Source organism: Nostoc sp. DSM 114161, from assembly GCF_052692665.1.
In genome coordinates this window covers 7,944,067-7,965,009 of record NZ_CP195141.1, presented here as the reverse complement: position 1 = coordinate 7,965,009, position 20,943 = coordinate 7,944,067, and the positions used below count along the sequence as shown (strand labels likewise).

Here is a 20,943-nt window from a genome sequence, read left to right as displayed (position 1 = left end):
ATTTGCAAATCGCAAAAGTTAGTTTATTAGTCTTTAATTTCCCCACTCCCTTTATTTCTGAAAACAGAGATAATCCACAATCTAAAATCCTATAAAGTCGCATTAACTCACTTCAATTTTATTTAACCAAGTAACCAAATCGTTTGAGTCAAGTGCTATTTCGCTTCCTAAGGTTTTTATATAGAGAAGTCCGTCGCTAATAATTAAATCTCTAATTGGATACCATGAATCTCGCGTCCTAATCAAAAGTTGCAAGGGAATACCTGGCCTTGAGGCATATTTGCGATATTTCCACCAAGCTCGCCATAGCAGTACAGATTTAGTACACTGCATCTGATAGCCTTTGGGAATTTCACAGTATTCATACTGATAGAAACCTCGACTATCAATTTCTCCTTTGAGGATATAACTATATTCCGCTAATGCCTGATTTATTAATTCCCAATGGGATGAGTTTGGAGAAATTGAGAATTGACATACTGTGTTAGATATTTGTGCGATCGCAATCACACCTTCAGATTTTGCACTCAGCTGGTTAGCTTTATAAACTGTTTGCGCTGTGAAAGAAGGGTTTGACAACAAAATATCTTTTTTGTGGATAGAGTTTTGGATAAACTCTCGAATCAAATCTAGATTAGACAACATAAATTTTTATATATCGCTGTAGTCACATGGGTTCAGACGGTGTTAATTGCAAAATAACAATCAAGCAACTGGCTGTATACTCAGCACTTTGCTATAGCCAGTGACCCAGTGTAAGGCAAGCTCCAACACAGTGCAAATTAGCATTTATACTGGTAGTGTCACTTGCCAAATAATGGACGGGAGTTTTAATTATACTTAAACCGTTCTTTGATAAAGGTTTAATTTAGTTTTATATAGTATGTTGCCTAAAAAAATTTTTGACAAAATAGTTTTTTTAGGCAGTGAGTTAAGGCCTTAAAGTTTTACCCCTTGCACAAAAGGTTCAAACACGGGAAGTAGTTCTGGGCGACTAACCACGAGGGTGGGAAAAGAGCGATCGCTATAATCTTCTCCCGCTGATAGAGGAAACGGTTCAGAATTCAGCGATGACCAAACGCCCCCAGCAGCCTGGACAATTACCCAAGCCCCTGCTAAGTCCCAAACTTTTGGTGTCGCCTCAATTCCGCCCAGAGTCGCCCCAGTAGCAACTGTCAAAAAGTTATAACTAGCTACACCCAACATGCGGATTTTACAGGGAAAGCCGTTGCGGATAATTGCGGTACTGCGGGAACAGAGGTTAAAAAAGTGATTATTGCTCGGACTATCGCTACTACTGTGGATGGGGTGATGATTGAGAAATGCGCCAGTTGGCGTGGTTATCCCAGATGAACCCGGCCAAAAACCATGAAAAGCTTGGTTCAGGGGTGGTGCGTAAACATAACCAAAAATCGGAGTTCCTTGATACAGTAAACCCAGAGAAATTGACCAGATGGGAATGCCGCGCGTGAAGTTAGTTGTACCATCAAGGGGGTCAATTACCCAACACCACTCGGTACCGGGAAAAGAGCGTTCGCTTTCTTCGGTCAAAATACCATAACCTGAAAAATTAGAAGCGATCGCATCCCGAATTTCCCGATCTGCCCATTTATCTGCTTGCGTTACCAAAGTACCATCAGCTTTTTGCGAAGCCTGTACTTGCCCAAAATCTTGCATTAATTGTTTGCCCACTCTGGTAGTGGTAGTTTGGGCAAAATCAAGAATTGTTGTCCAAAAATCATGCATTGGTTAATTCTCGCGCAAAGACTCCCCTGAGCCAAGATTAGGTAGATTGGGTTGGGTTAAGTTTCTAGTTTAATCCAAATCGCTTTCTAAAACTGAAGCGATCGCTTGTTTGGTACTTGTTTGAAATTCCGCAACATTGACCCGATTGAGAAACCAAATCGACAGCACCATACCCACAGCTTCTAGGGCAAATACTAGTCCATAAGCTAGTACCAAATTTGGTACTAGCTTACGACCCACATCTAATATAGTTCCGCCAAGGACTACTGCCACACCTCTAGAGATAGACTGCGCTAATCCCCATGCACCAATAAACGTACCTGCGGCTTCTGCTGCGGTGAGATCCAACATTAAGCTAATTGCTGCTGTAGTTAAGAAACCTGCGGCTAAACCGAATAAGACTAAACCTAGTTTCAAAAAGGCTGGATTGGCAGAAAATCCCGATACAGCTAGCAATCCGGCTGCAAATGCTACTAACACACAACCCAAACGTGCAGTTCTGCGCTTACCCAAACGCGGCACAACGAAAAAGCCAGTGACGCCGTAGGCAATCAATATACCTGTTCCGTAAAAAGCATTTAATTTAGTGCTTTCAGCTAAGGGCATTTTAAACACTTGACCCGCATAAGGTTCCAAAATTGGGTCTTGCATAAACAAACTAATCGTCATCACCAGCAAAAAAGTGAAAAACAAACCTGTTTGCGGACTAGCTGTCAAAATTGCCCAAGCATTACCCAAAGTGATGCTGTCTTCTCGATTAACTATTGTGGAACGGGTTAAGTATTGGGAATATTTTTTTTCTACACCGATTGTTGCAACAAAGGACAATCCAAATACTATTGCTGGAACAATAGTAAATAATCTGTTGACGGAAGCCTGTAAAGTTGCTGTTGTTGCATCTGGTGTTAGCAACTTAGAACTGATAATTGCCCCAACAATAATTCCCACCATCAACATTGACCAAACAACACCGACAACTTTAGAACGGTTGTCTTCTTCAGATATATCCACTAATAAAGCAGCAAAGGCGGTACTACTAGCACAAATTCCCAGCCCGTATACAGCAAAAATCAGTGATAAAAGTGCTATCCAGCCGATTGTTTGAGTTGTCCATGCCCAGCCACTTGGATTACTGGCAGCAATATTTAGTTGCCATATCACTTGTACAGCTAAAAATGAGGCGATCGCAAATATTCCCGCGCCCACCCAAACATAAGCTGTGCGGTGGGAACCCCATAACGACTTGGCATCGGAAATTTGCCCGAACCAGACACGAGAAGGAGCAACAAATAAAGGCAGTGCTAGAACTACTGATACTAGCGTCGCCGGAATTGCTATTTCTTGAATCATGACTCTGTTGAGTACCCCCAGAGTCAAAATGGACATCATGCTCAACCCCATTTGAAATAAACCCAGCCGGAACATAGTCAGCAGGTTGACCTTCGGCACAGATAGGGATTTTCTTTCGGTATCAAATACTTCGCCGCTTGCCATAGCTACTTTTTTGTATGGTTTATAGAATATAGTCTCTCTTTAAATAACAATAAACTGTTCGATATTCCAAAAAATCAGTAATTTTGGCACATCAGTTTTTGGGTTTGGCGGTAGACACCGCAGCATAAGGTACATAAAACTTTTTGTTAATTCAGAGCTTGTTGTGCAACCATAACTAGATTAAACGCGGTTGGGCATTAATAGAGGCTAACTCAGATAGTTGCTTGCTTATCCCTGCCTTTTACCGTTAATACTGATGTTATAGTTGGCGATCGCTATCTAGATTTAACATTCACATCCTACTATTTTAAACTTTCTTAATGTTGTCAGGGATATGGAAGAAATATTAAACCAATACTGTAAACAACATAATCCTGGTCTGCTTCTACTGAGTATGCCAACTGGTTCTGGTAAAACCTACAACGTTCTAAAGTTTATACATTCTAATTACAAGGAGTTTGTCAAGCAAGAGAGAAAGATTCTGTTTATTACCAACCTCAAGAAGAACTTACCTACCGACGAACTCAAAAAACTTTTTATCGAAAATGGAGATGAGGAAGATTTTGAGAAATATTTTATTTTTATTGATTCTAATGTAAATACTGTTATCAATAAGTTGCTTGAAATTGATAACCAAATTCCGGAGCAATTTAAAAACGAAATATATTTAGAACTAAAAAAAGATATAGAGTTACTCAAAAATGAACAATTGCCGAGCAGCTTTAAAGACAAAATTGAAATAGATATTCGTAAAAATGTTGAGCCTGCATTCAGAAATATTATTCAGAAAACATTGACCAAGAATTTTCAAACAAAAAAGGCTCGTTTGTTGGCTATAAAGAATAATCAAGACTACAAATGGATTGGAGAACTGTATCCTGCCGTATTTACAGATGAGAAAACTATCTTATTTCTTAGTATAGATAAGTTCGTCGCTCAAAATTCAACACTTGTGGAACCATCATATTACTTTTATGAGCGGTTGATTAATGAGTCAGTTATTTTTATTGATGAGTTCGATACTACCAAAGATGCTGTACTCAAAAATATTATTCAGTCTGGATTACGACATCGGGTAGATCTGATTGATTTATTTTTGAACATTCATAATCATCTGATGCAAACCGAATGTCCTGAAGTACTTGTACAAGAATCAAAATGGCGAAAGAAAAAATCTTCAGGCAAAAATTGGCTATCTCTACGAGAGCAGATTGAATCATTGCGAGAAAAAGCCAAATATATATTTAATAAATATAAATTACAGCATATTTGTAAATCTCATGAGGAATTTTCAACTAAAGAAAGAAACTTTCTTTTTTATGATTATAAATTCCATAATGTTCTAGCTCGTAATCAACGTGTAGAGATTATTGGAGATATAGATAGTCGTACAAATTGGATTAAAGCCTTTAATATTAAACATCAAAAATCAGGTATTGATATCCAGGAATTGCTGAGTAGTATTACAGGATATTTATCCTATTTTCAGGTAGGAGTTAAATATTTAGCAAATAACTATCGCCGTTTAAAAGAAGAAGATAAAGGCGGTAAGGAAACTTTTCCACTGAAATTAGCTATTCAGACAGTTCTTAATAATTTCCACCTTAAAGATGTCGAGTTTTTAACCAATAGAATTCTTGAAGATGATTTACCTTATGGCTTGCAACCCTATCAAGGATCAATACAAAGTCATAATTTTTATGATACAGGCTTTCGTTACTACGATATCGTCGATAGTGATGAGCATGATACATTATCAAAAATATATATGTTTAACTTCAGCCGTACACCTGAATCTTTTTTAGCTGGAGTTTGCTCAAAGGCTTTTGTAGTAGGTATTTCAGCTACTGCCGGACTTTATACAAATATTGGCAATTACGATCTAGAGTATTTGAAATCTCGTTTAGGAGATTCATTTATACGTATTAAAGATGATGCGCTTGTTAAACTGAAAAACTTATATAACGAAGCAACTCAAGGCTATGATAAAGTCTCTATAAAAACTCAATTTATTGGGACAGATTCACAAGAGCAAGCAATTAAACAGCTTGAAGAGCTTTTGAATGATAGAGAAGCAGCCCAGGATTTATGGAATACTCTTCTTCATACCATTACTGATGAGAAGGAGGAAAGTATTAAGTTTGCATTTTGCCGTTATGTCAGAGCTTTAACTGCATGGCAATATTTTTTAGATCATCCTGATTGTCATGCATTCCTTTGTCTTTTCAATAAATTACCAAAGCCTTCCGATCCAAAATTCGACCTGCATATATTGCATAAATATGCGGAACTTTTATTAGAAACCCATCAAAATAATATTGATAGTTCTGTAGCTGATACATTCTTTGTACTTAGTGGAAATAACTTTGATGTAAATAAGGAAAAACTGATCAATGAGCTAAAAGATAATAAACGCCGATTTATTATTTCTGCATATCAAACCATTGGCGTTGGACAAAATTTACAATTTCCAATTCCTTTTGGGATAGAGCCAATACATATTAATAGCTTTCGCAAGCATTCAAATATGGATATTAATGGAATTTATTTAGATAACCCTACAAATATTCTTGTTAATATATTTGAAAATAATATAGATAACGATAAATTTATCAAATATATTTTTCAATTAGAATTTATTCGAGAGAACGGAGATTTTTCACTAAACCAGTTTAAAAGCAAGTTGGATGAAGCGTTTTACAGATATATAAACAGATATAAACCTAGACGAAATGCTGAAGATTTTATCAACCCATACAATACAAACGCTTATTCACGCTACTTAAATAAAATCATTATTCAGGCATTGGGTCGAATATGTCGTACCAATATGAAAGCTCCAACAATTCATATTCTTGCTGACGCTTCTATCCGAAAACATTTAATCGGATTTTCTCTCCCTGAAGATGTAATACCTATTCGTGAATATACTGCTCTCTTTGAATCAGCAGGTGAATCACCTAACCAATCTGAAGATTTAATAGAAGCACAGAACCGTGCATCTCATAAAAGTAATCAAACTGCTACTTATATACGTCGCCAACTGAGTACGCCGTGGACAAATCAGAGTGTTAAAAAGTGGCAAGAATTAAGAGAACAAGTCCTCTATCAACCAGCTATTGCAACAGTATCAGAATGTAATATTAACTGGAGTAATATTTACCTGCATTTGCCAAACCCAGACAATTCATATTATTTCTCACATGAAAATGACTATGATGATATTGAAGTTTTCTTTACTGATGACTACGGAAAAAGAGAAGTAAAAGAAGTAAGCGAACGAACAGGCTGCTTGGGATGACGATACAGACCAAGTAATTTTTATGGAAATTCAACCAAATGGTAATTTTCAATTTTACGAAATAGATGGTCAAGATATCTTTAACTGGCAAAAGTTTGAGCAATATAGAAAGTTCATGACAGATGGTAGCTCAGGAGATAAAATCGAGACGTTAGAAGGTCTTGTTATTTCTGATACTAGTGATATAAATCAGATATTTATAACTGATGAAATTAGTATTCCTGACCTTTCTAAAATTGAAGCTATTCTTAGAGAAGTCGAAACTGAACTTCCCGAAAACAGTCGAAATGGGTATGAGTTAGCTAATATAGTTGAAGAATTTGTGGAAGAACAATCTGCATCTAACCTTGATGTTGAAAAATTGGAAGCATTATCATCTGAACTTAGAAAAATTGGCAGCCAAACTATATCAAAAGTAGATTTCAAGTCTTTAATTGCACAGTATTTAGGAACAAAAAGGAAATCAGGAGATAAGGAAATTGATGTTAGTATAACAAGTGAGGCTACTGGTTTTAGAGATCACCTTCTAGATAAACATCAAATTCGATTAAAGTTACCCCAGGATAACCAGAGCAAAGAAGATTTATTTGACGCTTCTCTCAACATAAAATATTTTGGTGAAACAGAAAAACAAGCTTATTACCTTGTTGGAGAACGAAGAGACAATGTGAAATTGCATTTTAAAGATGCCTGTCATCTTCGTAGAATAGTGGCGGTGGATGACTCAAAACTGATATTTAGACAAATTCTCCCCACTATGGATGTTGATTTTGTTCGTACAGGGCAAAGTACCGTAATCCCTTTCCCTTTTAAGTATATTAGGGAGTATAAGAAATTTGGTGATACTAAATAACTGTATGAGTGACTACTAATTAAGTACAATGGCTCTTTATTTGAAACGCTACACTAAAAAAGTAAAGAAATGTAAATAAATTAATTTTTGCAACCGTGGAAACCATCACATTGGGGCAAAACGGCCCAGTTGTTACACCCTTGTGCATAGGCACTTGGGCTTGGGGTGATAAACTCTTTTGGAATTATGGCAACGACTACGGCCCGGAACAGTTACAAGAAGCCTTCACCGCAGCACTAAAAGCTGGTGTAACTTTCTTCGACACTGCCGAAATTTACGGAATGGGATTATCAGAGAAATTTTTGGGCGAATTTATGCAACAGGCACAACAACCTGTGCAAATTGCCACAAAATTTGGCCCCCTTCCGTGGCGATTTACAGGTCAATCTGTCTCTGATGCTTTGACACAGAGTCTCAAACGCTTACAAGTAGAGCAAATCGCTCTCTACCAAGTACATTGGCCTTTTGCTTTCTTTTTAAGCCAAAAAACTCTGATGAATGCTTTAGCCGATGAAGTTAAACGCGGTAGAATTGCTGCGATCGGCGTGAGTAATTACTCAGCAGAGCAAATGCGAGACGCTCATCAAATTTTGGCAGACCGCGGAGTACCTTTGGCTGTGAACCAAGTACGTTATTCTTTACTCACTCGCCAAATTGAAAGTAAGGGTATTGTGGCAACTGCCCGTGAGTTGGGTGTGACTCTGTTGGCTTATAGTCCTTTAGCTCAAGGATTACTCACAGGCAAATACACTATTGATAGTGCCGAAACTCCGACTGGTGCGAGAAAAGTAGATCCGCGATTTAGTAAAGAAGGCTTACAAAAAATTGCACCAGTAATATCTTTACTACGCAGTTTGGGAGAAAAATACGATCGCACCCCAGCGCAAGTTGCTCTCAATTGGTTAATTTCTCAAGGTAATGTCATTCCCATTGCTGGAGTCAAGACAGCCGAACATGTACGTCAAAATGCCGGCGCTTTGGGTTGGAGATTGAACGAAGATGAAATCGAAGAACTAGAAAAAGTTAGCCGTCCCTGGCTGTAGAGACGTTGCATTGCAACGTCTCTCTACTCAAATACCAAAGGCCAAAGTTCTGACACTACTAGTTCCCAACCTGGTAATAATTCTGGTAGTGTCAGTTTGTCGTTGTCCTGCAAAACTATTGGCTCTTGGTTGAGGCGATAAACTGTGAGCGTCAACTTGTCAGGATCGATGAGAATACCAACTGTACATCCCAGTTGTAAAAATAGCTGAATCTTTTCTACCAATGGTTTAATCCGGTCTGACTTGGATTTTATTTCTACCATCAAATCAGGCACGAGTTCCACAAAGTCGCGCTTGCTTTTTTTGAGTCGATCTGCACGAACAAAAGACACATCGGGAGCGCGGAGATTTCGTTTTTCGTTATCAGCTTCTTTGCCGTTTTCCGTTTCTAAGGTAGGCAAAATAAAACCGGCGCTGGAACCAGTTACCCGTCCTAATTTTCGTGGGCGTACCCAATTACCAAGTAATCGAATTAACTCAGCGCCTATTTCTTCTGACTCATAATCTGATGGCCCCATAACAATTATATTTCCGTCTACCAGCTCCATCTGCCATTCTGGATGCTCTGCTTGTAGTTGCTCTAAGTCTGGAATACTGAACATAACACCACGAAGAATGCATCTTTAATTCATCTTCCTACAAACTTGTAGAAGAAGTTAACCAAAAAGTCAAAAAGTCAAGAGTCCAAAGTCAAAATCTTAACTCCTAACTCTCAACTCTTAACTCTCTCAATTTTAGATTTTGAATACTTCGACTATGGCTTTCGGCTCCCTCAAGACAAGCTCAGTACAAGTTTGGAATTTTGGATTGAAGTAAAAATTAGAAATCTAAAACCCAAAATTCATTAACTTCTAACTAAGAAGCAGATTCCCTAGCTGTAGGCGAACCTAACTTTTGAGTAGGTGACACTGAAGCATCGCGACGGCTTGTCCGCAGTTTGGGCTTGGGAGTACCATTTTTTTCTTCTTCCCCAGCACTGCTATCTGATTTCCAGCTAGAACGGGGGCGATCGCCAGAAGATTCCCGGCGCTTGCCGTTAGCAAGTCTGGGTTTGGGTGTGGCTGGTTCCTCTTGGGGAATTTCTACTTCGGATTGCAACCAAGCAGGACGAGTTTGGTCGTAAGCGATTTGCAATGCCGCAGCAGCGATCGCCTGAGCATCATATTTTTCAATTAATTCGCTGACGATGGGCAAAAATGAAGCCAAACGTTCGCCAGCTAAAGCTTCGCGCACTTGTTCTTGCAATTTCAAGATGTGCCGCGCTTCAATTTGCGCCCGTGTGGGAATTGACAATACTTGCCAAGCTTGGCGGTTATGACGTTCAAATGTTTGCTGCTTGCGCCGTTCAAATGGCTGTACTAAAGAAATTGCGGTTCCTTCTTTACCAGCACGACCAGTACGACCAATGCGGTGAACGTAGGTTTCTACGCTATCAGGTAAGTCGTAGTTGATCACATGAGAGAGTTGATCGACATCTAATCCGCGTGCCGCAATATCAGTTGCTACCACCCAACGTACTTGACGATTCCGGAATCGGCTCAATAACCGTTCCCGTGCTTGTTGGGACAAGTCACCGTGGTATTCATCTACACTATGGCCAGCAGCTTGCAGTTGATTGGTGAGTTCGGCTGCGGTGCGTCTGGTGCGGACAAAGATTAAAGCTGTTTCTGGATCTTCCATTTCCAGAATTGGCTGTAAAGCTTTGGCTTTTGTCCAGTGGCGGGGGATTAGGTAAGCTACCTGATTGATTTTGTTAGGCGCAGCTTTTGGTTGCTCAACGGTGACTGTTGCTGGCGATCGCAAAAACTTGTTCACCAAAGAACGAATCGATGGTGGCATTGTCGCCGAAAATAAGGCTGTTTGGCGATCTGTAGGTGCTTGGGAGAGGATTTTTATGACATCATCAATAAAGCCCATGCTCAACATTTCATCGGCTTCATCCAAGACAAACCATTTTACTTGGTCGAGCTTCAAACAGCCGCGATCGAGCAAATCTATTACTCGTCCTGGGGTGCCGACAACGATGTGAACGCCACGTTTGAGCTGTAACATTTGCCGTTCAATTGATTGACCGCCATAGATTGCTAAAACCCGCAATCCTTCATTGCCGATAAACTGGGCGATCGCATCGTGAACTTGCATGGCTAATTCACGAGTTGGCGTTAAAATCAAGGCCTGCACGGCTTTTTGATTAATATCGAGCCGTTCTAAAATTGGCAGTGAAAATGCTGCTGTTTTACCTGTCCCAGTTTGAGATTGACCCACTACATCGCGACCCGCCAACAGTTGGGGAATTGCTTGGGTTTGAATGCTAGTAGGTGTGGTAAAGCCAATTTTTTCTAATTGCTCGACGCGTTCTTGGGAAATACCTAATTCTTGAAACGAAAGATTCATCAATTCTCCTAAATTTTATCTAAGGATTTTTCGATTGGTCATTGGTCAAATAGGGCATTGGGGAGGCAGTGCATTGGACGGGTTTCCCGGCTTGTACCGCTAAAGCGGAACCCGCTCTTTAGCAACTGCTGTCATCGGACATTGGTTATTCACTAATGACTAATGACTAATGACTAATTAGTTATTGACAACTTGACCGTATAGGTCATAAGCATCAGCGTGGTGAATCGCTACTGGCACGATGGTTCCTAACTTTGCCTGTCCTTGGACATACACTTGGCCATCGACCTCTGGGGAAAATCTACCCGAACGACCGATTAATTCACCACTTTCAGGATTTTCTTGCTCAATCAGGACATCGACGATTTTGCCTACTTCCTGTTGATTTTTCTTTTGGGAAATCGGTTGCTGGAGTTCCATCAGTCGATCTCGGCGGTTGTCCATAACTTCTTGAGATAACTGATTTGACAGGTCGTAGGCGGGGGTTCCTTCTTCTGGTGAAAAGGTGAAGACGCCAACATGGTCAAATTCATGCCGCCGGACGAATTCTAGTAGATGCTCAAAATGCTCGCTTGTTTCTCCTGGGAAACCAACAATAAATGTTGTCCGCAATACGGCTGTTGGTAGTGCCGTTTTGATGCGATCTATAATCCCATCATTTACGCGTCCTTGCCAGGGACGGTTCATGGCACGGAGAATCTCTGGATGAGAATGTTGCAAGGGCAAATCGAGATAAGGCAAGACGTTGGGTGTTTCTTTGATTGCCGCTATTACATCTTGTGTCAATCCCGTGGGATAAGCGTAGTGCATTCTAATCCACGGGATATTCACGTTACCCAAAGCGCGGAGTAATTCGGCTAGCTTTGGCTGACCATAAATATCTAGACCGTAATTAGTCGTGATTTGGGAAATTAAAATAATTTCCTGTACTCCTTCACTAACTAATTGCTCGGCTTCAGCGACTATCGATTCTATAGTACGCGATCGCTGGTTCCCTCTTAAATGAGGAATTATACAAAACGCACAACGATAATCACATCCTTCGGCAACCCTGAGGTAAGCTACGCCCTCTGTTGTAGTGCGATAGCGCGGTGTAGTTTCGTCAGCAATGTAGGTTGGTTCGGTACTAACCTGTTTGACCCGTTCGCCTTGTTCTACACGCTCAATTACATTTACAATTTTGTGATAATCACCTGTACCTACTACCGCTACTGCTTCCGGCAACTCATCCAAAAGTTGTTCTTGGAAATGTTGCGCCATACAGCCAGTAATCACGATTTTTTTGTTTGCTTCTGCCAGTTCTACCAAAGTTCTGACAGATTCTTGCCTCGCTGCTTCAATAAAACTACACGTATTAACAATAACGTAATCTGCTAACTCTTCATTTGTATCTACACCGTAGCCTGCTTCTGTGAGCATTCCTAACATGTGTTCTGTATCTATTCGATTTTTCTCGCAGCCCAGGTGAGAAATGGCAATTGTCGGCTTGTCACCCATATTTTGAAAAAATTTTCAGTTTTTTTCTTGTAATCAAATTCATTTCGGCACTAACGCAAACTTTTTTTATCAGCATCCTCATCAGAAGATTAACAGCGGTAAATTCCCACTGTCAGCAAATGCCCGTTGACCTATGACCCCATCGATAATAAAAATAGGGGTCATGTTATGATACTTCTATCAATTTGTTCCCCAGGGTAAATTTAAGTGTCTTTGGGTAGATTTGACACTTGTAATGTTTTTTAACAATTGGCCTATTGGTATTTTACATTACCACAGCGTGTGCGTTGTTAACCTACCCCATCGGGAAGCCGCCCAAAGGGCTTGTTGTGAGAAGTCGCTACCCTCAGGGAAATCGCCTTCGCGACTACGCCCATAAAGCAGTAATGGTACTTTGGCGATCGGCTAGTCCTACGACTGTGCGCGGACGAGACGCCTAAACCACGGAAAGCTGCCTTGCGTGTTGTGAGTGGCAAACTCCTCTTGTAGCCAGGTTTTATCTTAACATATCTTATGACAAATTTGACGCCAATTTCCATCTTCGGAAGGAGGCAGTAAACCGACCAGTTAAAAAAAGAGACAAGGGGACAAGGGGACAAGGGGACAAGGGGACAAGGGGACAAAGTATTGGGAGTTCAGAATTCAGAGTTCTGAGTTCTGGTTCTGAATTCTGAGTGCTGAATTTTGTAAAATTGACTTATGGAAAATTATTCAAAATTCAAGAAGCTGATGAGTCAAGCTTTTCAGGTATTTTGAATTGTAGGTATATTTGGGTGTTGTAGTACTAGCCTCTAATTTCTAGTCTGTATACCCCAATCCCTCGCAATAATTTAAAGACGTGGACTTATATCAGCTGTTTAAAACTCGCTCACCGATTATTGGCGTGGTTCACCTGCTACCACTGCCGACCTCACCTCGTTGGGGAGGTAGCCTCAAAGCGGTAATTGACCGCGCCGAACAAGAAGCCGCAGCCTTGGCAAGCGGAGGTGTTGACGGCATGATTGTGGAGAATTTTTTCGACGCGCCGTTTACTAAAAACCAAGTAGATCCAGTGGTTGTGAGTGCCATGACGATGGTGGTGCAGCGGATACAGAACTTGGTAACATTGCCAGTGGGCTTAAATGTGTTGCGAAACGACGCCAAAAGTGCAATGGCGATCGCCAGCTGTGTCCAGGCACAATTTATCCGCGTCAATGTCCTCACAGGAGTGATGGCAACAGACCAAGGATTAATTGAGGGAGAAGCCCATCAACTACTCCGCTATCGACGGGAGTTGGGCAGCGATGTTAAAATCCTGGCCGATGTGTTGGTAAAACACGCCCGTCCTTTGAGTTCTCCAAATCTCACAGTTGCCGTTAAAGACACCATTGAAAGGGGTTTAGCAGACGGAGTGATTTTGTCTGGGTGGGCTACTGGTAGCCCCCCGAACTTAGAAGATTTGGAACTAGCTTGTGGTGCAGCAGCTGGAACCCCGGTGTTCATAGGTAGCGGGGCAAATTGGGAAAATATTGATACATTAATGCAGGCAGCAGATGGAGTCATAGTTTCCAGTTCGTTGAAACGTCACGGACGGATAGATCAACCAATTGACCCCATTCGCGTCAGTCAATTTGTGGAAGCCACGCGTCGCAGTTGGAACTCCAAAAGTGAAAGCAAGTCACCAGGACAAGTGAAATTACATTCTTAGGGAATAGGGTGAGAGTGAGGAGTTATGAGTTATGAGTTATGAGTTTTAAATTGATTGTTCTTAAATTCCTGATTCTTAACTCCTCACTTCTCTCTCTTAACTCTTAACTCCTAACTCTTAACTCCCAAAGCAGTTTATGATTCGCCGCCGTTCTACTCCTTGGATTCATAAATGGTCACGTCCATTGATTGCCGCGATCGCTGGATGTGGTGCCTTAACGACAGGTTATCTCGCCATAGAAAAGTTAACAGGAGGCAGTGCAGCTTGTGTGGCACAGGCTGGTGTCAAAGGCTGTAATGATGTGCTTTCCAGCCCTTGGGCAACAGTTTTTGGTCAGCCATTAGCTTTGTTTGGGTTTTTGGCATACACAGGTATGTTGATATTAGCTTTGGCTCCTTTGGTATTTTCTTCAGCAGACAATAATACTCGCAAGCAGCTAGAAAATTGGACGTGGTGGCTCCTGTTGGTGGGTGCGATCGCTATGTCTGTGTTTAGCGGTTACTTAATGTACCTGCTGGCATTCCAAATCAGAGCTTTTTGTCCTTACTGTATCGGCTCAGCTTTCTTCTCCACTAGCCTTTTGGTACTGACAATTATTGGTCGTACTTGGGAAGATATTGGACAAATCTTGTTTACCGCCCTAATTGTCGGCATGGTGACGCTGATTGGTACTTTAGGGATTTATGCTGGTGTCAATCAGTCAGATAGTACACCTGGAACTCCTGGACAACCTGTAAAAATCTCCTTTGTTCCCAAGGTAGATCCTAACCCCGCAATAGGAGGGTGGGAAATCACTACAACCTCTGGGGAAGCAGAAATAGCCCTAGCCCGACATCTAGCGAAGACAGGTGCTAAAGAATACGTGGCTTTTTGGTGTCCTCACTGCCACGAACAAAAGCTGATCTTTGGCAAAGAAGCTTATCAAGAAATCAACAATAATATTAAGGTAGAGTGCGCCCCTCCAGGACTCAAAGCTCAACCAGAACTGTGTCAAGCTGCAAAAATTGAAGGCTTTCCGACTTGGATTATCAATGGGAAAAGCTATAGTGGAGTGCAAAATTTAGAGGAACTAGCCAAAGTTTCTGGTTACACAGGCCCTAGTAACTTCAAATATTTCAAGTAATTGCCAACACAAGGCTGTTTTTGGCGATTTGGCTTTTAGATCTGGTATTGGACTTTTATTTGATTGGGTGAAAAAACTCGCTTGCAAGTGGAAAAGTCTGATTCTAACTGCCTACTCCCTGCCGATGACGCCTGGGCTGTGCTTGTCTACGAGAGGCTGACACTCCTGGGTCACTACCGCTTTGCTAAGGCCAACGCGAACGCGCACCAGGGAAATAAGTTAAATATCAAGGTGGATTAATACAGTTAACTGGATAAAGACAGCAAGTCTGTTCCTAGTTGACTTTTTTGTTTTTGGTAATATTTATTGATAAATGATAAGTGTTGCTCAATACCTAGATTCCGAATTGGGTATTTGTAAGTAAAATAGCCTTAATGCCTAGCTTTAAGACTAAGTTGGCTTGCTTCACGAATTAAAAATACCTGTATCAATTTTTTTGTGGCTTTTACTTACAAATATTTAAAGCTGAAGGAACTTGATTGAGTATACTGGCTCTCATGCAGTGTGTACTTTAATTGATTTTTGCAGCACATGGAAGCCGCCTTCGAGTGTAATTATGTCAGCGTTAAACGCGAAAGTGTGTCTGTTGAAGTTACTCTCAATATGTTTTTGTTATTAGTCAAAAAACGCGAGTTCAAAGAGCAAAATTCCCTTCCTCAGCGTTTGTGCAGATGCCAAGAAAAGCCGAGTTTCAGAACTTTGGGAGCGGCTTAATGAACCAGCAGCTAGGCAAGCGTTTTATAAGCTTAATCTTTGGACTCAAACAATCGCTTAGTCGAGAACACAAAGAATTAATGACTGCTGCTGGCGTTGCAGTCTGCGTCCTGTTTTTGCGCTCCATTGGATTATTACAATCCTTAGAGTTAGCAGGTTTGGATCAATTTTTTCGCTTACGTCCAGATGAATCGCCAGAAGAACGTATCACTATCGTTGTGATTGATGAGGCCTATTTAGATCGAGTAGGTTCATGGCCGATTCCAGATCGGAATATTGCCGAATTGTTGCAAAAATTAAACGTCCATAAACCTCGTGCGATTGGGTTGGATATCTACCGAAATTTGCCAGTGGAGCCTGGTAATGAGGAATTACGTAATGCTTATAAATCAATGCCAAACTTGATTGGTATTGAACTACTGGCAAATGAAAAAAATAAAAACCTCACTGTTTCACCTCCCTTGGGACTCAATAAGAATCAAGTGGGTTTTAACAATGTGCTCTACGACCTTGATGGGAAAGTACGTCGTAGCTTATTGTATTGGCACGTTGAGGATAAAGTACACGAAAGTTTTGCCTTGAAGTTGGCTTTATTATATTTAAAATCAAAAGGCATTACTCCTACTCAAGCAAAAAGCAACCCTGAGTATTTGCAATTGGGTAAGGCAGTATTTACTCGTTTTGAAGTGAATGATGGTGCTTATGTGGGAGCTGATGCCAGAGGCTACCAAATTTTATCGAATTTTCCCAAACCCAAATCTCAAAATCCATCTGTAGAATTTTCTCATTTTCGGCAGGTATCAATAAGTGATGTACTCGCTGATAAAGTCCAAGAAAATTTAATCAAAGATCGGGTGATACTTATCGGCTCTACTGCACCTAGTCTTCAGGATTTTGTATTTATTCCTTATTCCAGCGGTTTGATGGGTACGGCGAAGCCTGTGGCTGGTATTCAATTACAAGCTTATTTTATTAGTGAGTTAATTTCTGCTGCTCTTGAAGGAAGACCATTACTCAAAGTCTGGCCTGAATTACTGGAATACTTGTGGATTTTTGTTTGGTCTTATGTGGGGGCTGTTACCACATGGAGGATACGAGACTCAACTAAAAGCTTTCTCAGTATTCTGGTTTGTTGCTTTGTATTAGTCCTCAGTGGCTATGCCGCTTTTTTGTACGGTTGGTGGATACCGTTGATCCCTGGTCTGTTTACTTTCGCAATTTCAGCTATTTGGATGACGAGTCATATCGCCCATATGCAGGAAGAGTGGAAACGCTCTAAGGAGTTTTTGCATCACGTAATTAACACGATTCCCGATCCGATTTTTGTGAAAAATGAACAACATCAATGGATTGTTTTAAATGAAGCGTATTGCCGATTTATCGGCTATCCGAATAAGTTGTTAATTGAAAAGTCAGATTATGATTTTTTCCCTAAACATGAAGCTGATGTGTTTCGACAACAGGATGAATTGGTTTTTCGGACTCAGCAAGCCCACGAACACGAAGAAGAATTTACAAATGCAGATGGTCAAACTCATCAAATTGCCACTAAGCGATCGCTTCACAAAGACTCAGCTGGCAATTTCTTTTTAGTTGGGGTCATTCGAGATATCACTCAGCGCAAGTTGATGGAGGAAGAACTCAAGCGTACTGCTGCTGAGTTATTTCGCTCTAACAATGAATTAAAACTTAAAGAAGACCATTTGCGTTATTTGGCATATCACGATCCCCTGACAGGTTTATCCAATCGCAAATTTTTTGCCGAACAACTTTATGAGTCGTTGCACTGGGCGCAACACCATAACTTGTTGCTGGGACTGTTGTTTATCGATTTAGACGGCTTCAAACAAGTCAATGATACTTTAGGGCATGAGATGGGCGATCGCCTGCTGATGACTATCGCTGGGCGTCTGAGCAATTCTTTACGCGCTAGCGATACAGTTTCTCGTTTGGGCGGCGATGAATTTACTGTGATCTTACGAGCAATTCCTAATGTCCAGGTAGCAGCTAAAGTCGCGGAAAAAATTTTAAGCAGCATTACCAGACCAATTGTTTTGGATGGGTATGCAATCCGAGTCTCTGCCAGTATTGGGATTAGTGTTTATCCATACAACAGCCAAGACAGTGAAACTTTGATGAAACAAGCAGATGCAGCAATGTACCGTGCCAAGCGTTTGGGTAAAAATCGCTACGAATTTGCTTAATTAATCACGAGTTTACTTTTCCTTAATTGAAGATAAAGTAAATATTTTTACCATAAAATTAGGCTTTTGCACTTGAGATGCGTGCAAAGCACTGTTTTTGCAAAAGCATTTTATATAACCATAGAGGTAGCTTTTTAACTAAAATTCAAACCTGGCAAGGCTTTTAGAAGTGAAACTCAAACGCGATCGAAGAGTTAAAAAAAGTAGCCTTTATCAGTAATAAAAAAATAATAATTTTATGCTGCAAGTATTTTTACTTAAGAAGTTCGATCTGTACTTAGGTAAATAATGACGAAAATCAAAATAAAATAATTCCTGCAACCCTTTTGATACAAGAGCTATGAAGGTTTAATTTATATATCTTTACTTTTTTTAGGTTTTTACTCTTCAAAAATTAAAGTATTATTTTATGCTCTTTTAGCTTAAATCATTTTTAAACATAGTGTTTACACTTAAAAGTATTAAGATATTATTAATAAATAATGAACTGATCAAACTGCTTATGGTAATTCATCGCCATATCTAACCTTAGACTGATGCAGAAACAGGACATTTAAGAATATTCCTTAAGTGTTAAGACTATTTAATACCAGCAAATTAATGCTGGACTGCAAACTAATAGGGCAATTAGTTGTCTATTAACAGCAGGAATTAATAATTTTGGAATATTCTCAAGAGAGTTACGTACATTTACCTAAAATTTTAAAAAATACTTTTTTCTGGAAAAAACTAGTAAATTTACTGAAGATTATGAAAGTCAACTTGGGAATCACAAAATTTATGATATTTTGTATAGGTGCTTACATCCTAATACCAAAAATTGTGGGTTACGTAGGTGTGTTTAGTACTGCAAGTGCTACTAGTCTTAACTCTAATGACAGCAACACGTTAGTTGCCCGGAAAGTTAATTCTTCAGATTTAAAAGACACATATATCCCACCAAATTATGGCGGCCCTGACAGCCTGCATGGTAGTGGTACTCGGTAAATAGGGCATGGGGTATGGGGTATGGGGCATTGGGCATGGGGGGATGAGGAGCAGGGGAGCAGGGGAGGCAGGGGAAAAGGTTAAAGGGAAAAGGAAATAAACTTAATCTTTCCCCTTTTCCCCTTACCCTTTACCCCTTTTCCCTTTCCCAATGCCCTATGCCCAATGCCCTATGCCCAATGCCCTATGCCCATCATGTAACACTGGAGATTTCCACCAGTGGTTTGTTTGTACAAGTGTGTGGAGCTGCCAATTTGAATCTGGTTGAGGATAATCTAGGCGATAGTGTCCGCCGCGGCTTTCGGTTCTAAATGCGGCACTTTTGAGAATTAAATGGGCTACATCCAATAAATTGCGGGTTTCTGCCCAAAGTCGCAATCGGGCTTCAATATCTGGGAGGTCAAAACTAGCTGGTTCCGTTGGACGTAAGGCTAGCAAGAATTGTGTCAAAGGCAAAGCAGCGAAATCTTGCTGCCAAAACTCTACAGTGGCGATCGCACTTTCTAATCCTGACTGTTCGCGGCAAATACCAGCATGTTGCCACACTAGGCGGGGTAACTTTTCTCTGAGGGTTTCTAACTGTGTTTGCTGAGTCTGCCACTCGCTGGCATTTGTAGTAAATTTCTGTAATGGTAGTACTGGTGTTTCTAAAGGTTGCCCAATATCTGCCAACTCAATATTAGCCATCTGGGCACCGAACACAATACATTCTAGTAGCGAATTACTGGCAAGGCGATTTGCTCCATGCACCCCAGTACTGGCAGTTTCACCTACTGCGTATAAACCAGGAATATTCGTGCGATTCGTTAAATCCGTAACAATCCCGCCCATCCAGTAATGGGCAGCAGGGGCTACAGGAATTGGTTCGTTGAAGACATCGATGCCCCAATGCTGACAAACTTTGATGATGTTGGGAAAGCGATGACGAATTTTGTCGGCGGGAATGGGGCGCATATCCAACCACACATGGGCAGTGGCGGGATCGAGGGCGGTACGTTGTAAATGATTAAAAATTGCTCTACTAACAACATCTCTGGGGGCGAGTTCGCCAGCGGGGTCGTAGTCAAAGGCAAAACGCCGTCCTTCGTTATCGACGAGGTGTGCCCCTTCGCCGCGTACAGCTTCGCTAATCAAAAAGCGATCGGCACCAGGCTTGGTGAGGGCGGTGGGATGGAATTGCACAAATTCTAAATCGCGGAGGATAGCGCCAGCACGAGCCGCGATCGCGACGCCATCACCTGTACTCACAGCCGGGTTAGTGGTTTGGGCAAATACCTGACCGCCACCACCAGTTGCCAATACCACGGCACCGGCTCTTACCCACGCGATGTTACCTTGATAAAACAGGCTAATTCCCTGACACCGCTGGCTTTGGGGTTCAATCCACAAACTCAAAGCCAAAGCTTGCTGGATGACTTGAATATTTTGGCGGCGAAGAACTTGGGCTGTGAGGGTGGTGGTAACTTCTCGTCCTGTGGTATCTGCGGCGTGGAGAACGCGGTGGCGAGAATGGGCAGCTTCCAAAGTTAAAGCCAAAGCTTGACCGTGACGGTCAAAAGCAACTCCCAAGTTAACTAAAGACTGAATGCAGCTAGGGGCATGTTCGGCGAGAAATTCTACAGCGGCGCGATCGCACAAACCTGCACCTGCCCGGATTGTATCTTCAATATGCAGCGTCGGAGAATCTTCCGGGGCGACTGCTGCGGCTATACCGCCTTGTGCCCAATCACTGGCGGATAAAGCCACAGTTTCTTTAGTAATCAAGCCGACTCGCAAGGACTCTGGTAGACATAGCGCGGTGTAGAGTCCAGCAGCACCAGCACCGACTACTAAAACATCAAATTGGCTAGGAATATCTATTTGAGGCAAGGTAAGGGGGAGGGGGAGAGGGGGGAGAAGA

General features: G+C 41.2%; 14 protein-coding genes. 7 read left to right on the top strand and 7 right to left on the bottom strand.

Annotated features, from left to right (window positions below; all coding sequences use genetic code 11):
• Positions 1–102: 102 nt before the first annotated feature.
• The 3 genes from NSTC745_RS33385 to NSTC745_RS33375 all read right to left on the bottom strand — a co-directional run bounded on the left by NSTC745_RS33385 (position 103) and on the right by NSTC745_RS33375 (position 3,240).
• Positions 103–645 carry a hypothetical protein gene (locus tag NSTC745_RS33385; protein ID WP_096537672.1) on the bottom strand — a complete coding sequence of 181 codons (543 nt, stop codon included), beginning with the start codon at positions 643–645 and terminating at the stop codon, positions 103–105.
• 294 nt (positions 646–939) lie between these two features.
• Complete coding sequence (locus tag NSTC745_RS33380; RefSeq protein WP_445634856.1) at positions 940–1,746, bottom strand: inositol monophosphatase family protein; 807 nt, start codon at positions 1,744–1,746, stop codon at positions 940–942.
• A 69-nt stretch (positions 1,747–1,815) separates the two neighbouring features.
• A complete protein-coding gene (locus NSTC745_RS33375; protein ID WP_445634855.1) occupies positions 1,816–3,240 on the bottom strand; it encodes a BCD family MFS transporter in 1,425 nt (474 codons plus the stop codon).
• A 334-nt stretch (positions 3,241–3,574) separates the two neighbouring features.
• On the opposite strand from NSTC745_RS33375, the gene NSTC745_RS33370 reads away from it, so the two are divergent.
• The 3 genes from NSTC745_RS33370 (at position 3,575) to NSTC745_RS33360 (ending at position 8,437) form a co-directional block, all read left to right on the top strand.
• A complete protein-coding gene (locus tag NSTC745_RS33370) occupies positions 3,575–6,541 on the top strand; it encodes a hypothetical protein (protein ID WP_445634854.1) in 2,967 nt (988 codons plus the stop codon).
• Between the two features lie 22 nt (positions 6,542–6,563).
• A complete protein-coding gene (locus NSTC745_RS33365; RefSeq protein ID WP_445634853.1) occupies positions 6,564–7,394 on the top strand; it encodes a hypothetical protein in 831 nt (276 codons plus the stop codon).
• Between the two features lie 95 nt (positions 7,395–7,489).
• The gene (locus tag NSTC745_RS33360) at positions 7,490–8,437 is read left to right on the top strand and encodes an aldo/keto reductase (RefSeq protein ID WP_445634852.1); all 948 of its coding nucleotides are present in this window, start codon (positions 7,490–7,492) and stop codon (positions 8,435–8,437) included.
• Between the two features lie 23 nt (positions 8,438–8,460).
• Here the strand turns inward: NSTC745_RS33360 and NSTC745_RS33355 are convergent, their stop codons facing one another.
• The 3 genes from NSTC745_RS33355 to rimO all read right to left on the bottom strand — a co-directional run bounded on the left by NSTC745_RS33355 (position 8,461) and on the right by rimO (position 12,328).
• Complete coding sequence (locus NSTC745_RS33355) at positions 8,461–9,039, bottom strand: Uma2 family endonuclease (RefSeq protein WP_445634851.1); 579 nt, start codon at positions 9,037–9,039, stop codon at positions 8,461–8,463.
• Between the two features lie 253 nt (positions 9,040–9,292).
• A complete protein-coding gene (locus NSTC745_RS33350) occupies positions 9,293–10,831 on the bottom strand; it encodes a DEAD/DEAH box helicase (protein WP_445634850.1) in 1,539 nt (512 codons plus the stop codon).
• A 177-nt stretch (positions 10,832–11,008) separates the two neighbouring features.
• Positions 11,009–12,328 carry a 30S ribosomal protein S12 methylthiotransferase RimO gene (gene rimO / locus NSTC745_RS33345; protein ID WP_445634849.1) on the bottom strand — a complete coding sequence of 440 codons (1,320 nt, stop codon included), beginning with the start codon at positions 12,326–12,328 and terminating at the stop codon, positions 11,009–11,011.
• Between the two features lie 838 nt (positions 12,329–13,166).
• Between rimO and btpA the strand changes: the two genes are divergently transcribed.
• The 4 genes from btpA (at position 13,167) to NSTC745_RS33325 (ending at position 19,043) form a co-directional block, all read left to right on the top strand.
• Positions 13,167–14,015 (top strand): photosystem I biogenesis protein BtpA, encoded by an 849-nt coding sequence (btpA, locus tag NSTC745_RS33340; protein WP_096537680.1) that lies wholly within the window; start codon positions 13,167–13,169, stop codon positions 14,013–14,015.
• A 136-nt stretch (positions 14,016–14,151) separates the two neighbouring features.
• Positions 14,152–15,138, top strand: coding sequence for a vitamin K epoxide reductase family protein (locus tag NSTC745_RS33335; RefSeq protein WP_445634848.1), 987 nt, complete (start codon positions 14,152–14,154; stop codon positions 15,136–15,138).
• Positions 15,139–15,851: 713 nt separating this feature from the next.
• Entirely contained in the window at positions 15,852–18,056 is a 2,205-nt protein-coding gene (locus tag NSTC745_RS33330) for a CHASE2 domain-containing protein (protein ID WP_445634847.1), read from the top strand.
• 780 nt (positions 18,057–18,836) lie between these two features.
• Positions 18,837–19,043, top strand: a complete 207-nt coding sequence (locus tag NSTC745_RS33325) for a hypothetical protein (RefSeq protein WP_445634846.1) — start codon at positions 18,837–18,839, stop codon at positions 19,041–19,043.
• Between the two features lie 156 nt (positions 19,044–19,199).
• Here the strand turns inward: NSTC745_RS33325 and nadB are convergent, their stop codons facing one another.
• Positions 19,200–20,912 carry an L-aspartate oxidase gene (nadB, locus tag NSTC745_RS33320; protein ID WP_445634845.1) on the bottom strand — a complete coding sequence of 571 codons (1,713 nt, stop codon included), beginning with the start codon at positions 20,910–20,912 and terminating at the stop codon, positions 19,200–19,202.
• Positions 20,913–20,943: the final 31 nt, after the last annotated feature.

Coding starts and splice junctions, on each gene's coding strand:
- NSTC745_RS33365 (WP_445634853.1), top strand. CDS start 6,564: ATGGAAATTCAACCAAATGGTAATTTTCAATTTTACGAAATAGATGGT.
- NSTC745_RS33380 (WP_445634856.1), bottom strand. CDS start 1,746: ATGCATGATTTTTGGACAACAATTCTTGATTTTGCCCAAACTACCACT.
- NSTC745_RS33370 (WP_445634854.1), top strand. CDS start 3,575: ATGGAAGAAATATTAAACCAATACTGTAAACAACATAATCCTGGTCTG.
- NSTC745_RS33325 (WP_445634846.1), top strand. CDS start 18,837: ATGATATTTTGTATAGGTGCTTACATCCTAATACCAAAAATTGTGGGT.
- NSTC745_RS33385 (WP_096537672.1), bottom strand. CDS start 645: ATGTTGTCTAATCTAGATTTGATTCGAGAGTTTATCCAAAACTCTATC.
- NSTC745_RS33350 (WP_445634850.1), bottom strand. CDS start 10,831: ATGAATCTTTCGTTTCAAGAATTAGGTATTTCCCAAGAACGCGTCGAG.
- NSTC745_RS33335 (WP_445634848.1), top strand. CDS start 14,152: ATGATTCGCCGCCGTTCTACTCCTTGGATTCATAAATGGTCACGTCCA.
- NSTC745_RS33355 (WP_445634851.1), bottom strand. CDS start 9,039: ATGTTCAGTATTCCAGACTTAGAGCAACTACAAGCAGAGCATCCAGAA.
- NSTC745_RS33330 (WP_445634847.1), top strand. CDS start 15,852: ATGAACCAGCAGCTAGGCAAGCGTTTTATAAGCTTAATCTTTGGACTC.
- rimO (WP_445634849.1), bottom strand. CDS start 12,328: ATGGGTGACAAGCCGACAATTGCCATTTCTCACCTGGGCTGCGAGAAA.
- NSTC745_RS33375 (WP_445634855.1), bottom strand. CDS start 3,240: ATGGCAAGCGGCGAAGTATTTGATACCGAAAGAAAATCCCTATCTGTG.